The 13,626-nt window shown below is 56.0% G+C and carries 9 protein-coding genes; 2 read left to right on the top strand and 7 right to left on the bottom strand.

The window, feature by feature from the left end; translation table 11 throughout:
- Positions 1-20: 20 nt before the first annotated feature.
- The gene (locus NSQ80_RS02920) at positions 21-2,030 is read left to right on the top strand and encodes a Na+/H+ antiporter (RefSeq protein WP_323078926.1); all 2,010 of its coding nucleotides are present in this window, start codon (positions 21-23) and stop codon (positions 2,028-2,030) included.
- 109 nt (positions 2,031-2,139) lie between these two features.
- On the opposite strand, the gene NSQ80_RS02915 is transcribed toward NSQ80_RS02920, so the two are convergent.
- The 7 genes from NSQ80_RS02915 to NSQ80_RS02885 form a co-directional block, all read right to left on the bottom strand.
- Complete coding sequence (locus NSQ80_RS02915; protein WP_339301286.1) at positions 2,140-4,869, bottom strand: glycoside hydrolase family 2 protein; 2,730 nt, start codon at positions 4,867-4,869, stop codon at positions 2,140-2,142.
- Between the two features lie 57 nt (positions 4,870-4,926).
- Positions 4,927-6,510: a helix-turn-helix domain-containing protein gene (locus NSQ80_RS02910; protein WP_323078923.1), complete on the bottom strand. Its 1,584-nt coding sequence runs from the start codon at positions 6,508-6,510 to the stop codon at positions 4,927-4,929.
- A complete protein-coding gene (locus tag NSQ80_RS02905) occupies positions 6,507-8,453 on the bottom strand; it encodes a sensor histidine kinase (RefSeq protein WP_323078921.1) in 1,947 nt (648 codons plus the stop codon). The genes NSQ80_RS02910 and NSQ80_RS02905 overlap by 4 nt, the downstream gene beginning before the upstream one ends.
- Before the next feature lie 40 nt (positions 8,454-8,493).
- Positions 8,494-9,318, bottom strand: a complete 825-nt coding sequence (locus tag NSQ80_RS02900; RefSeq protein WP_050769714.1) for a carbohydrate ABC transporter permease — start codon at positions 9,316-9,318, stop codon at positions 8,494-8,496.
- Positions 9,319-9,401: 83 nt separating this feature from the next.
- Entirely contained in the window at positions 9,402-10,280 is an 879-nt protein-coding gene (locus NSQ80_RS02895; protein ID WP_009224017.1) for a sugar ABC transporter permease, read from the bottom strand.
- 60 nt (positions 10,281-10,340) lie between these two features.
- Positions 10,341-11,660, bottom strand: a complete 1,320-nt coding sequence (locus NSQ80_RS02890; protein WP_339301282.1) for an extracellular solute-binding protein — start codon at positions 11,658-11,660, stop codon at positions 10,341-10,343.
- A gap of 129 nt (positions 11,661-11,789) precedes the next feature.
- Positions 11,790-12,683 carry a TIGR01777 family oxidoreductase gene (locus NSQ80_RS02885; protein ID WP_260071368.1) on the bottom strand — a complete coding sequence of 298 codons (894 nt, stop codon included), beginning with the start codon at positions 12,681-12,683 and terminating at the stop codon, positions 11,790-11,792.
- Positions 12,684-12,815: 132 nt separating this feature from the next.
- Here NSQ80_RS02885 and NSQ80_RS02880 point away from each other — a divergent pair, with 132 nt between their 5' ends.
- On the top strand, positions 12,816-13,121 hold the full coding sequence (locus NSQ80_RS02880) for an antibiotic biosynthesis monooxygenase (protein WP_009224014.1): 306 nt from the start codon (positions 12,816-12,818) through the stop codon (positions 13,119-13,121).
- Positions 13,122-13,626: the final 505 nt, after the last annotated feature.

Below are 13,626 nucleotides of genomic sequence, written 5' to 3'. Positions count from 1 at the left end.
ATCGGAAGGACGTTGCTTTCATGGATTTACTGATTACTGTCATTTTGCTGCTCATCTGTCTGGTGGTTTCCAACATCATCAGCCACTACATCCCGATGATCCCAACCGCACTTACTCAAATCGCTCTCGGGATCCTCATCGCGCTGGCCTACAAAGAGTTTTCGCTAGAGCTTGAAACGGAATGGTTTTTGTTGCTATTCGTAGCCCCCCTGTTGTACAACGACGGCAGGTATTTCCCTCGCGACCAACTATGGAATATGCGCGGGGCGATTCTCGGGAACGCCATCGTCCTCGTCGTGTTAACTACGCTGGGAGGCGGCTACCTCATCCATGCCGTGATTCCTGACATTCCGCTGGCCGCGGCATTTGCATTGGCGGCAATCCTGTCCCCTACCGACCCGGTGGCCGTCAACGGTATCGCCAAGCGGATTCATATCCCGGAGAAAGTGCTGAATCTGGTCCGGGGTGAATCGTTGATCAACGACGCCTCCGGCTTGGTCGCTTTCAACTACGCGGTTGCGGCGGTCGTGACGGGGTATTTTTCTCTGAAAGAAGCGTTATATGACTTCTCCTATATGTTCGTGATCGGGGCCTTGCTTGGTTTAGTGCTCAGCTTGATGATGGCTTGGATCCGGTTCTCGCTGCTCAAACAAGGGATTAAGGATGCCACGCTGCACTCGCTGCTGCAAATTCTCACGCCGTTCCTGATCTTTATCGTGACGGAGGAATTCCTGCATGCTTCCGGCGTTATTGCCGTTGTTGTCGGCGGTATCGTGCATTCGCTGGTGCGGGAGCGGACGGAAACGATGCTGGCCAAGGAACAATTGTTAACGGAAAATATTTGGTCCACGCTGCTGTTCGTCCTGAACGGGGTTGTCTTCCTTCTGCTTGGTCTGAACATCCCGTCGTCGATTCAGGATACTGTCGCTAACCCGAATATTAACAATGTGCTGGCGATTGGGTACGTGCTCATTGTTGGGGTTGGAATCCTGGGGATTCGTTTTATCTGGTCGCATTTATTTGCCATTCATGATTACAAAAAAGGCAAAGGGGATAAACCTACGGTGAAGTCCAGCCTGCTGCTCACCTTGACCGGGGTCCGCGGCGCGGTGACGATGGCCGGTGTCCTGTCTATCCCTTATGTGGTTGCCAGCGGCGGGCCGTTCCCGGAACGGTCATTGATTCTGTTCTTGGCAGCGGGCGTCATCTTGTTTACGTTGATTGCGGCCACGATCTTATTGCCGATGCTTAGCAAAGGGGCCGCGCCAGGCGAAGAGGACAGTCCGTTCCTCGATTATAACGAAGCTCGGACCCGCGTGCTGCGCGTTGCGCTAAACAAAATCAAAGAGGTCATGGACGAGGACAATAAGGTCGCGGCCTATCAGCTTATGGATGAGTATAGCCGGCTCCTTAAGCCCGCTTTGGATCAATGGGGAGCCCAGCGGCTGGATCGGCCAGAAATGATCGGGAAAATCACCGAACTGCACCGGGCCGCACTGAAGGTAGAACGCAACTACATCCAGCAAGCCGTCCAAGAAGGCAGCATAGACAAAGTCATGTATGAAACCTTCGAGAAGGCTTTGGATCACCGTGAAGAGAAGCTGTCGCAAAGCGGAAGCTCCCGCTTCTTCTTCCTGGTTGGTACGACAGTACGGGATTTCCGGCGGGCGAGACGGAAATACAAAGATGACAACATGAAGGCCGTAGGGCGGGACATCCACCTGAAGGCCTTGCAAGCAGCACTCGAGTATTTACAGGGGTTGAAAAAAGGAGACGCTTCCGACAACGTCATTCAATACGTCATCCTGGATTACAAGCGCGCCATCGCTCGGTTGAAAGGCTCCGCGAATCCATTCAACGAGAAGACGGAAGCGCAGAAGGAAGAGCTGCGGCTGCTGGTTATGGATGCCGAACGTGCGGAAGTCAACCGCATGTTCGAAAACGGCGAAATCAGCCGGGAGCAAGCCCGGGAGCTGCGCAGAACGATCAACCAAATCGAAGGCATCACCCTCTTCGAGCACGAGGAATAGCAATGCCAAAAACGCCTCCACAAGATGTGGAGGCGTTCCCCTTTTTTGCGCCGCGGGCGGCGGGCAAGTGTAACGGAACGTAGTGCGCTTATTCTGCGAAAAAACGCCGCTAAAAAAATCTAACGGAAGGTCTTCTCGTTCCGTTACGCGGGCGCAGTAACGTGCCCCGCAGCCGCCCGCCATAGCGCTTGCCCGGCCCGGCGGCGGCGTTCAGGGCGCCGACTCGCAGCGCCGCCCAGGGCAGCGGCAAGCCGCCCGGATGCCGGAGGCGCACCGTCCGGCTCTCGCCCGGCAGCAGGTCGAAGTAGTTGTCGCTGTAGCGGACCTGGCCTAGCGGCATCTCCAGCTTGACCAGACGGGCGATAGCTTGGCCGGAGACGGTGACCGTGACGGTCTGCTCTGCTTCGTCCACCTGCACGTCCAGCTCGGTCGCAGGTAGTCGGATATCCTTCGGATCGCGCAGGTAGTAGCGGTTCACCGGTGCGCTGAACCCGGCGGCGCTCAGCTCCACCAGCACCTCCTCCGGCGCCAAACCCACCAGCGCCTCCGCCTCATCCAAGCTTCCGAGCAGCAGCGCCGTTTGCGGCGGCACCATCGCCGTAAACGTAAACTGACGAGCGCCCCTGTCTCCCGCATCTTCTGATGCTTCCGCCGCTTCGGCCACTCCGTCCTGCCAAACCAAAGGATGTACCGTTAACGTCACGGTCCCCTCCAGCTGCTCGAGCGTGTCGTTCACGACCCACACGCGCAGCGGCTCGCCCGGTTCATGCTCCAGGGACAGGAGCACCGGATGAAAAAACTTCTTCCCATAGTAATACGAAGCCTTCGGCAACAGCTCGTAATCGATCATTGACCAGCTCGTCCCCGGCCAGCTGTCGTTGAGCTGCCACACCAGCGCACCGCTGTTCCGATGACGATGTCGGCGATAATGCTCGATCCCGTATTTTAGCCCTTCGGCCTGCGTTAACATGGAGAAATTCATATACTCCTCGATATCCTGCGGAATCCCGGTATAGCCCTCCATGAGCAAAATCCCTTTGCGGTGATTCGTATCCTTGTTCCGGTACGCCATCTCGGCGCTCCCCCAAGTAAACTGCCCCTCCGGGATGTTCTTCTCCAGCGTATACCGGTTTGCGGAAGCGTGCATGCCAAACTCGCTGCTAAACAAGGCAAAGTCTTTTTTAAAATTTTTGAACGTGACGCCCTCGATGCTGTAATCCAGCAACGGCTTCTCGCCCTGCATGCGCGGATACACCGACCCATGCCACACCTGCCAGTTATGGCGGTCCCCATGATTTGGATCGTTGGCATCATACCCATCCTGCGCCCCATACGGCGACGAAGGCCAATACGGTCGATACGGATCCAGCTCGGCCAGCAAGCCAGGAATCAGCTCATGATAAATCGTCTCTCCAAAAAAATCCCCGGTAATATCCCCAGCAGCCGACTTCATGTCATACAGCCAGTCGATTTCGTTATTGCCGCACCATAGCGCCAACGAAGCCCGGTTCCGCAGCCGCTTGACGTTATCGATAATTTCCTGCCGCACATTGTCCATAAAGTCACGGTTGAAGTCCGGAAACAACGCATTAGCAAAAGCGAAATCCTGCCACACCAGCACCCCGCGCCGGTCGCACTCCTCGTAAAAAATCTCTTTCTCATAAATGCCGCCCGCCCATACGCGCAGCATGTTCATTTGCCCTTCCACGGCCAGTTCGATTAATCCACGGTACGTCGACTCCGGAATCGATCCGATCAGATGATCCGCCGGAATCCAGTTGGCTCCCTTGGCATAAACCTTAATGCCATTAAGGATAAAAGCAAACGAAGGGCTGCCGTCAGGTTGTTGCAGCGATAATTCCAGCGTCCGTATGCCAAAGGGCTGCTCGTAACGGTCAATCTCTTCATCACCGGCCAAAAGCGTCACTTGCAACGTGTACAAATAAGGTTCGCCCAAGTCATGCGTCCACCATCGCCGTGGGCAGGCAACACGCAGTTCGGCCGATGCGGCCCCTTTCGTATGGATCGCGTTCGGGAAGGCCTGCCTTAGCGCGGCTTGTCTGCCTACAAGGGTCTCTCCCGCATCCAGCACCGAAAGTGTAGCGGACGCGACCTCCTCGCCCTCCGCGTCCAGCAGGCGGGCGACGGCCACCGCCGCCGTCCCGGAGCGGTACGCTTCCACTTCTGCGCTTACCTGGATCACCGCTTCCTCCGCCCTCGCGGATAATGTTGCGGCATATACGCTTGTCAGCTTCGCCAGCTTATGGCGTTCCAACCGAACCGGTCCCCAGATCCCGGTCGTGACGATCCGCGGCCCCCAATCCCAGCCAAAATTCATCGCCGCCTTGCGGATCCATTGCCGCTCCTTCGTATACGAGGACCATTCGAGCTGCTCTTTGTCCCGATGATGCAAATACAGCGGATCAAAACGGACCGCTATCGTGTTCCGCCCCTCACGGACGATCCGCGTAATATCAAATGTATAGCAGCGGAACATGTTGGAGGTTGAGCCGATTTCATGCCCGTTGACAAAGACGGACGCATACGTGTCCAACCCTTCAAATACGAGCTCGATTCTCTCCGCTTCCCCCGGCATGGCCTCCAACTCAAACGTCGTGCGGTACCACCATTCCTTCCGTTCGATCCAGCGGCATTTCGCATCGTTGTGTCCGTAATACGGGGAATCGATCAAACCACGCGCGAGCAGCGTCGAGTGAACGTCGCTCGGGACGTTGGTCTCGATCCAGAAGCGATCGTCCAGGCCGGGGGCGGCCAGCTCCAAGGGCGGCTTCTCACCAATCTCAAAATGTTGCAGCTTCCATGGTCCCGATATGATCATAAATCGTCCCTCTTTTCCTGATGAGATGTAGTATCGACAGATAACCCTTCCGTGCCGTTAAGCTTGCCGGATCGTTCCTCCCGGCGCCTCCTCGCGAAATTCGCTTGGCGTCTTGCCGGTATGCTTCTTAAAGAGCCGGCTGAAATATTTCACGTCCTCGTATCCGGTGAGTCCGGCGATTTCGCTTACCTTTGCCGGTGATACAGCCAGCAGCTCCATCGCCCGGCGCATTCGTAAGGCGGTAACGTAATCGCCGAAGGTGCTGCCGGTTTCTTTTTTGAACAGCTCGCTGAGATGGCTGGGATGCAGGTGCACATAGGCCGCAACCTGCTGCAAGCTTAGCTCCTCTGCCGGGCAGGACTCCATATAAGCTTTGGCCCGCTGCACATGGGAAGCCTGCCCCTCACCAAGTTGACCGTGATATAAGCTCATGACGGCATGCAGATGACGGAACAGCTCATCCTTCAGCTTCGCACCTCCGATGTGCTGCTGCAGCCAAGGCGCGAAGCGTGCGGCCCCTTCCTTCCCTAACGCCCGGAGCGTACGCTCCAGCCAGCGGTGCGCCGCAACGGCCGCCGACTGCAAACAGGCTTGATACGATTCCGGCGTGCATTCCGGATCTGCGACCAACTCGTCGGCCAGCCGGTGTGTCCAAGCTCGCAACGCCATCCGATCCTGCTCTAATAAGATCGAGCCGAGCTCGTTCTCCTCTTCTTGTGTGATCACCGTCTTCCCGCCTTTACGATCCGCGAACGCCTGGTAATCCAGCAGCTTCGCGCCGGGGAGCAGATCATGGTAAGCAAAAGCGGCCTGTGCAGTCACATAACTTTGATGCACCTGATCCGGATCCTCCACGGGTACGCCGGCGGCCAAGCGCAGCTGGCAGTTCAGCAAATTTTCGATACGTTCCAGCATTCCCTTGAACCGCTGGCCGCTGGAATGTACCGCGCTCGGTTCGGGTCCGGTCACGCAAACGATCCGCCCCTGATGGATCAACACCGCCGCTCCGGGCAGCAGATCCTCCAGCATATTTTGAACGGCAAACCGCAGCAGCGAATCGGCCTCCTCCTCCTGGCCCCAGCCGCCGGCGGATAGAATCAGCACTTGCCGGTACCCCGGATGGCCGGAGTTCTTCAGATCCTGACTCGAACCCGCATGCTTGGGATCCGCAGGAGCCGCTCCCGCCTCACCTTCGATCACCCATTTATACAGCTGCCGCTGCCGTTCTTCCCTGGCCTGCCGATGTGCGCGGGAATCCTCGGCCCGACGCTCCACCAACCGTTGCTTGGCTTGGAGCACCGTCCGGATGATTTCCTCCGGTTTGCTCGTTTTTAACAGGTAATCGCTAACGCCCTGGCGAATCGCCTGTTGGGCATAGGCAAAATCCCCATATCCAGATAAAATGATCACTTCCAGCCCAGGCAAACGTCTCACAGCTTCCTCCGCCAGCTCCAAGCCGGTTTTGCCATTCATCCGTATGTCGGTGATTAAGATATCCGGCCGTTCCACCTCCAGCCGCTCAAGCGCCTCCTCTGCAGAAGCAGCCGGCTGAAGCAGATTTAGTCCAAGCTCGCTCCAGGAAATGACACTGGCCAGCCCGGTCCGGATAATAACCTCATCATCTACAATCAATACATTCATGGCGATTCCTCCATGATCGGAATGGAAAATGAAACCTGCGTGCCCTCGCCTTCCCGGCTGTCAATTGAGAGCCCGGCTTCTCGTCCGTAATGCAAGAGCAGCCGCTCGTTAACGTTGCGCAGCCCGTATCCGGCAGACAACCCCGTAGCTGTTGTTGCCGCTGTTGACGCAGTTGCCGTTATTGCCATGGTTGCCGCTGTTGGGGCTGCTTCGTCCGTAACCGCCGTTGCCGTCGTCTCCGCCAAGGCCGTTCCGGGCATCCCTGACCGCCCGTTCTCCTCCCCGTCAGCTGCGGGCAGCAGCAGCGATTGACGTACCTCCTGCAAACGCTCGGCGTTCATGCCAAGCCCGTCGTCCATGACCGTTACGTTCATGCGTTTTCCCTCCGGCTGTATGAAGATGGTGATTGTACCGATCCCTTCGCGTTTTTGAATCCCATGGATCAAGGCATTTTCCACCAAAGGCTGCAACAGCAGCTTCAGCATCCACTTGTCCTTCAGCGTCTCATCTACGAAATACTCGACGGTAAATTTATCGGGGAAGCGGATCGACTGGACGCGCACATAATTTCGGATATGGGCTACCTCCTGTTCGACCGGGCAGTAATCTTTGCCCTGATTGAGGCTGATCCGCAAGAAGTCGCTTAACCCTTCGACCATATCGGCGATGCGCCGCTCCCCTGACATCAGGGCAATCCAATGGATCGAAGACAACGTATTGTATAAAAAATGAGGATTGATCTGCGCCTGTAATGCACGCAAATCGGCCTCTTTCTTGCGAGCCTCGCCGCGGATCACTTCGCGCTTCAATCGTTCGATATGCGCGCCAAGCATGTTGTAGCTATGACCCAACCGCCCGATCTCATCGTCCGAGGTCGCCGGAAAACGCGGCAAAGGCCGCTCTGGATCGATCCGCGACAAATGACGGGTTAACACGCGCAGCGGCCGGGTAATCCGGCGAACGGTAAACCAAATGAGCAGCGTGCACACGAGCACCGACACACCAACGACCTCGGCGGTTAACGTGAGGATGTAGCGATTCTCCGCCCGGTATTGGTCGTAAGGGACGCTGCCTACCAGCATCCATCCGGTTAAGGGCTCATGACGGTACAGCACCGTCGACTTGCCGTCCCCTTCGCCGTAGATTACGCTACCGCTGATGTTCATACTTGCAGGGAGCGGCTCACTCACGCCGTCTCCTTCCGGGGAGCGACCCGGAAGCAATGCGAACAGGCCGGGCGCATAGTCATCCAGCGGCCGGCCCAGCCTGGACTTGTCGGCGGAGGACAGAATCGTCCCGTCTCCCCCGACCAGTTCCACCTTGCCCATCCCTTGACCAAACTCCGGCGATTCCAGATTGCGGGCCAGCTCCTGTTCATCCAGGCTGATCGCCAGCCAACCCAGCCGGCGAAAATCGTAGATGCTGCGGATCGGCCGAAACAAGGTGATCACCTGCTCCATCCCGGCATAGTCGCGAATTTCGTACACGCCGGACCACGTTTTTCGCCCGCCGGCAATGGCCTTCGCCGCCTCCTCGGGGAGCTCATTTTCATACCAGGTGGCCGTTGATAGCCGCGCGTCGAACCGTTCGGGATAGATCGCGATATTCGCGATATAAGGCTTGGAGGCCGCCAAATTGGTCATTCGCCCGACCAGCTCCGTTCGCTTCGCTTCGTCGTCGTCCGGACCAGCCAGATAAGTTTGCAGATCCCGTTCCCCAATCAGGAAGATCGATAACGTTTCGATATCCTCCAGCATAAAGCGCAAATTGGCGTCCATTTGCTTCAGCATGTCACTGCCGGTCAGCTTCGTTTTCTCCTCCGTAATGTTGGAAGAGATCACAAAGGCGAACAGCCCCAAGGCCAACATCGGCACGATCATGGACCCTGCAACAACCACCGACAGCTTGCGCTGAAGCGACGTAGTCAACCATTTATGCAACATCTTGCGCTCCCCCTTTGCTTCGGTGTAGGATGTTCCTCCCTTATCCTTTCACCGCGCCGGCCGTCATCCCCTTCATCATTTGTTCCTGAAACAGCAAATAGAGGACGATCGTTGGGATAACCGACAGCGTCATCCCCGCGAACGACAAGCCATAATCCGTCTGATAACCGTCAGCGAAGTTGGCGATAGCCAGCGGCAACGTTTTGAGCGCCGTCTTGTTGATGAACACCAGCGCGAAGGAGAAATCGTTCCAGGAATGCAGGAAGCTAAGAATCGTCACCGTCGCCAAAGCCGGAACCGACATCGGCAGCATGATGCGGAAAAATAACCCCCACAGACCGGTCCCATCGATAAACGCCGCCTCCTCCAGCTCACGCGGTACACTCGTCAGGTAGGCCGTCAACACGAACACGGCTGTAGGCAACGCAAAGGCGGTATAAGGCAGAATCAACGCCCAATACGTGTTCAGCAACGACATCTGCTTCATGAGAATAAACAACGGAACCAACGTACTATGAATCGGAATCAGCATCCCGATCACAAAAAAGGTCAGTACCCCGCCTTTCCATCGGAACTGGAAGCGGGCAAGAATAAACGAGGTTAGTGCGGCGATAAACAACGTCAGCACTAGCGAGCCGATCGCCACGAGCACCGAATTGCCAAACGCTGTGCCCAGCCGCGAGCTTTCCCAGGCCCGCGTGAAATTGTCGCCATGCCACACCTGCGGGAGTCCAAAGGGCCGGACGTAGAAATCTTCATTTGTCTTAAACGCACTGATGACCAGCCATAAGAACGGGTACAGCGTGATCACGCCATAAAGCGTCAACAGCCCCCAAAACAAAGTGCGGCCTGTCTTCCTTAACACCCGTCCGCCGCCGCCAACCCCTGTATTTTTCGCGGATAACGTTGTGGTTGTATTGATGTTCAAGTTCATGGTTCCTCCTTTCCTTAAGCGGCATCCTTTTTACGATTGGTCAGCCACTGGCTGGTTCCGATCAACAACAAACTAATGATCATGATGCTGGTGGAAATGGCACTCCCGAACCCGTACCGGTAGGTCGAGAACGTGGAGTTATACATATACGTCGCCAGCAGCTCCGTCGCATGCGCCGGTCCACCCTTCGTCATGATGTACACCAGGTCGAAGGACTTCAAGCTGCCCGAAATACATAGAATAACCGCCACCTGCACCGTGTTCTTAATCATCGGCAGCGAGATGGTTAGCAGCTTGCGGACGCCGGAGACGCCGTCGATTTTAGCCGCATCGTGAATCTCGCCCGGAATGTTCTGGAGCGCGGACATAAAGATGATGAGATACAATCCAACGTAGCTCCAGATCAGCGGCGGCAGCAGCGAATAGATCGCAATCTTGCCGTCCGAGAGCCAATCCAGCTTCCAACTGGACAATCCCAATGCATCCAGCAAAAAGTTCAGAATCCCAATCTGCGGGTGATAAATGTACTGCCAAATCATCCCGATGACCACCGTGGACAACACCATCGGCAAAAATACCGCTGAGCGCAGGAAGCGCTGCAGCAGGTTGCTCTTGTGCAGCAGCACGGCCAACACGAGAGCGAGTGGAATTTGTCCGAACACCGAGGCCAGCACGAACACGATGTTATTTTTCAGCGCCCGCCAGAATATGGGATCTCGCAGGATTTCCGCATAATTGCTGAGGCCGGTGTATTTCGCTTCGCCGATGCCCGACCAGTTGAAGAAGCCGTAGTAGGCCGACCAGATCACCGGCACGAAGACGAACAGCGAGTAAATCACCAGCGCGGGCAGCAGTCCGGTGATGATAAAGCTCTTGCTGCGCAATGCGTTCATGCTTTCTCACATCCTTAAGAGGAAAAATAATCCCCCTCCCCTGAGGGGAAGGGGTTCGCTTTAATTGGCGGCTACCGATGCAGCCTGTGCATCCTGGATTTTGCGGGCGATATCCTCTGCCTTGCCGCCCATCAGCAGCTCCTGCAGCCCGTTGTTCACCACTTCAACCGTGGCCGAGCCCAGCTTGGAGTCGTAAACCGGAACAATCTTCACACGTTGGATCAGATCGTACAGTTCAACAAACAGCGGATGCGCTTTGCTCTTGTCGAGCTCGATATTGTAGCTGACGAGCGTGCTGCTCTCCAAGGTTGCCTTTTGTCCATCTGGACCTGCCAAGGCGTAGAACAGCTTCATCGCCGCTTCTTTCCGGGCTCCGGTCAGCTTCTTGCTAACCCCGAGACCGGTACCTACGACGCCCGAGGTGGTGTCTGGCGCACCTTTGCCTCCCGGGATTGTCGGAACGATGGTGATATGCGTGTTATCCAGCACTTCCGCCGGTGCGTTGTTCACCAGGTTTGCTAATGCCCAGCCGCCGTTTACAACCATTGCGGCATTCCCTTGGAAGTACAGCTGCATCATTTGCGTTTCATCGATACTGTTGAAGCCGTCTTGGAACGCCTTGATTTCACCAAGCTTCTGGAACGTGGTCAGCGCTTCGACAAACTCAGGATCCGTAAACTTCGCTCCGTCCTGGGCAACCGCCTTCAAGAACCAATCGGTACCGGTAATCCGGTCCGCCACGGTGCTAAAGAACGTCGACTGTGCGACCCAGTTCGCTTTGTTGCCCAGCGCGATCGGTATGACGCCGTTGTCGTTAAACGTTTTGACCGCCGTCTCCAGCTCTTCCCACGTTTCCGGTACTTTGACGTTATATTTCTTAAACAGGGCATCGTTGTAGAAAATAAACGAGCTTGGCGCCAGGTTCATCGGCACGGAGTAGATTTTTCCGTCCACGGTGTAGCCGTCCAGCGCATTCGGAATGAAATTGTTCTTCCAATCCGGATTGGCATCCAGTTCGTCATTGATCGGCTGCAGCAAATCGCCCTTCACGAATTCCTTCGTCATGGCGTCCGGCCACATGACGAACAAGTCCGGCATTTCGTCGGCCGCAGCTACCGTCCGCAGCCGAGTCTTTAACCCGTCAGTCGGAAGCCCTTCGTCGATGACTTCAATCTCGGGATGCTGGGCCCGAAAGTCCTCGATAATTTTTCGCATGGCCACCGCTTTCGCGTCTTGGCCTGTCCAGTTATGCCAGATGGAGATGCTTACCTTCTCTCCACCATTATCTCCGCTGCCGGAAGCTTCATTCCCCCCGCCGCAACCAGCTAGCAATACCATCAGCATGGCGGCGCTGCACAATAGTGATATCCATTTTTTCATCTTGTTTGATTCCCCCCTTGCTTTGATTAAACCCATTGTAATGTTAGCGCTCTCAAAACATAAGGAGAAGAATCGCGGCACCAGGGGTGAAAAATTTCGGCACTCCACACTCTCTTATGCTCTTAAATGTTAGCCCCTCATTCGACCTACAATTTCCTCCAGCGCTTTCTCCAGCGTATCGTAATGGAAGGTAAATCCCGCCCGTTGCAGCCGTTCCGGCAACACCCAGCGGCTCTTCAGCACCAGCTCGGTTTCCGTGCGAATGAAACGTGCGCCCAGCTCCAGCAACCAGCGCGGTGCGGGCAGGCCGATCGGAACGCCCATCGCCCGGCGCAGGCTGGCCATCAACTCCCGGTTCGTGACCGGGTTCGGAGCGGATGCGTTAAACACGCCGTCCAGCTCAGGGTGCTCCTGCAGGAACCTGACGATTCGGAACAGGTCCTCCATATGAATCCAGCTAAACTGCTGACGGCCGGATCCTTGAGCACCGCCCAGTCCAAAGCGAACCAGGTTCCGCAAGGGGGCCATGACCCCGCCGTCGTCCAGCACGATGGCGATCCGCAAGGCGATTTGCCTTGTAGCCGGGAGGTCAAAGGCAAAAAAAGCCTCCTCCCACGCCTTCGCAACGTCCACCGAAAATCCCGTGCCGATTTCTCCGCCCTCCTCCGTCATCGGGCGGTCTTCTGCATGCCGGTAAATCGTTGCCGTGCTGGAGTTGATCCATAACGCCGGCGGACGGCGGCAAGCCAGGACGCACTCCCCAAGCTGGCGTGTCGTTTCCGTCCGGGAGTTTAAGATCAGACGCCGGTTCTCCGGCGTATAACGGCAATTTACCGATCTGCCGGCCAAATTGATCAGCAGGTCTGCCCCTTCTAACGCCTCCACAATGGCGCTTTGATCCTCCCAAGGGATATGGGGAGCCTGTCTGGAAATGATCTTTACCTCCGCCCCCAGTTCCCGAAACCGCCTCGCAAACGCCTGTCCAACAAACCCCGTCCCCCCGGCCAATACCACTTTTGGCATGCGTTCCACTCCTTCGCCCTGATATTTTATTTAATTATATCATGGAGGGTAAGGAGGGGATTCCGCCTGGGAGTTGCAAACCGAGTAGGGGTAGGAGATAATTCTTCTAACTAAAGATGAGGAGGATGGCCGGTGGACAAGTTCGGCATGTACGCCAAATTCAAGGCGCAACCCGGGACGCGCGACCAGTTGGTCGACATCTTGTTGGAAGCCGCTGCGGGTGCGGGGGCAGCTCCGGACTGTGAGCTGTATGTAGTAAACGTTTCGGAGACGGAGCCCGAGACCGTGTGGGTCACCGAGGTCTGGAGCAGCAAGGAAGCCCACGACGCCTCACTGCAAGATGAAGCCACGCGGGCAATGATTCAGCGGGCCATGCCGTTGATCGCCGGCGTGGAGTCGATTCCGCTCCGCCCGATGGGCGGGAAAGGCATTAAGTAGCTGTAGAGTTGCAGAGTTTTGTATAGACTTAAAGTCGAATATTCGCAAAGTCACAGAGTTGCAAAATCGCATAGATGCAAAGCCACATACTCGCTTAATGGCATGGCCGCTAGTAGCAGAGTCGCATAGTTGCTGAGTCGTATATTCACATAGCCGAAGTGTCTCAATGTCGCATACCCTGCTAGTCGCAGAGTGACTACTCGCATAATCGCATTGCCACATCCCCTGCTAGTCGCAGGTGGAATGTAAAAGTGCAGTTCATTTTCGTTATTTTGGCTCGATTTAGGGCGTTCAAATGTAAAAGTGCAGCTTAAATCCGGTAAAAACTCCTCTTTCCACGGATTTGATCCTGAATGAAATGCACTTTTACATTTCAGCCGCTAAAAATAGCCGGTTTCGCGGAAAATCAACTGCACTTTTGCAGTTGACCCGCCGGCGTCAGCTCCAATGGGAAAGCCGCTGAACGCAAAAAATCCCTGTTCCACTCCCGGAACAGGGATTTTCG

The sequence above is a fragment of the Paenibacillus sp. FSL K6-2441 genome (assembly GCF_037964765.1).
Classification (GTDB): Bacteria; Bacillota; Bacilli; order Paenibacillales; family Paenibacillaceae; genus Fontibacillus; species Fontibacillus phoenicis.
This window is presented reverse-complemented; position numbering and strand designations above follow the sequence as displayed.

Coding starts and splice junctions, on each gene's coding strand:
- NSQ80_RS02890 (WP_339301282.1), bottom strand. CDS start 11,660: ATGAAAAAATGGATATCACTATTGTGCAGCGCCGCCATGCTGATGGTA.
- NSQ80_RS02895 (WP_009224017.1), bottom strand. CDS start 10,280: ATGAACGCATTGCGCAGCAAGAGCTTTATCATCACCGGACTGCTGCCC.
- NSQ80_RS02915 (WP_339301286.1), bottom strand. CDS start 4,869: ATGATCATATCGGGACCATGGAAGCTGCAACATTTTGAGATTGGTGAG.
- NSQ80_RS02905 (WP_323078921.1), bottom strand. CDS start 8,453: ATGTTGCATAAATGGTTGACTACGTCGCTTCAGCGCAAGCTGTCGGTG.
- NSQ80_RS02920 (WP_323078926.1), top strand. CDS start 21: ATGGATTTACTGATTACTGTCATTTTGCTGCTCATCTGTCTGGTGGTT.
- NSQ80_RS02910 (WP_323078923.1), bottom strand. CDS start 6,510: ATGAATGTATTGATTGTAGATGATGAGGTTATTATCCGGACCGGGCTG.
- NSQ80_RS02885 (WP_260071368.1), bottom strand. CDS start 12,683: ATGCCAAAAGTGGTATTGGCCGGGGGGACGGGGTTTGTTGGACAGGCG.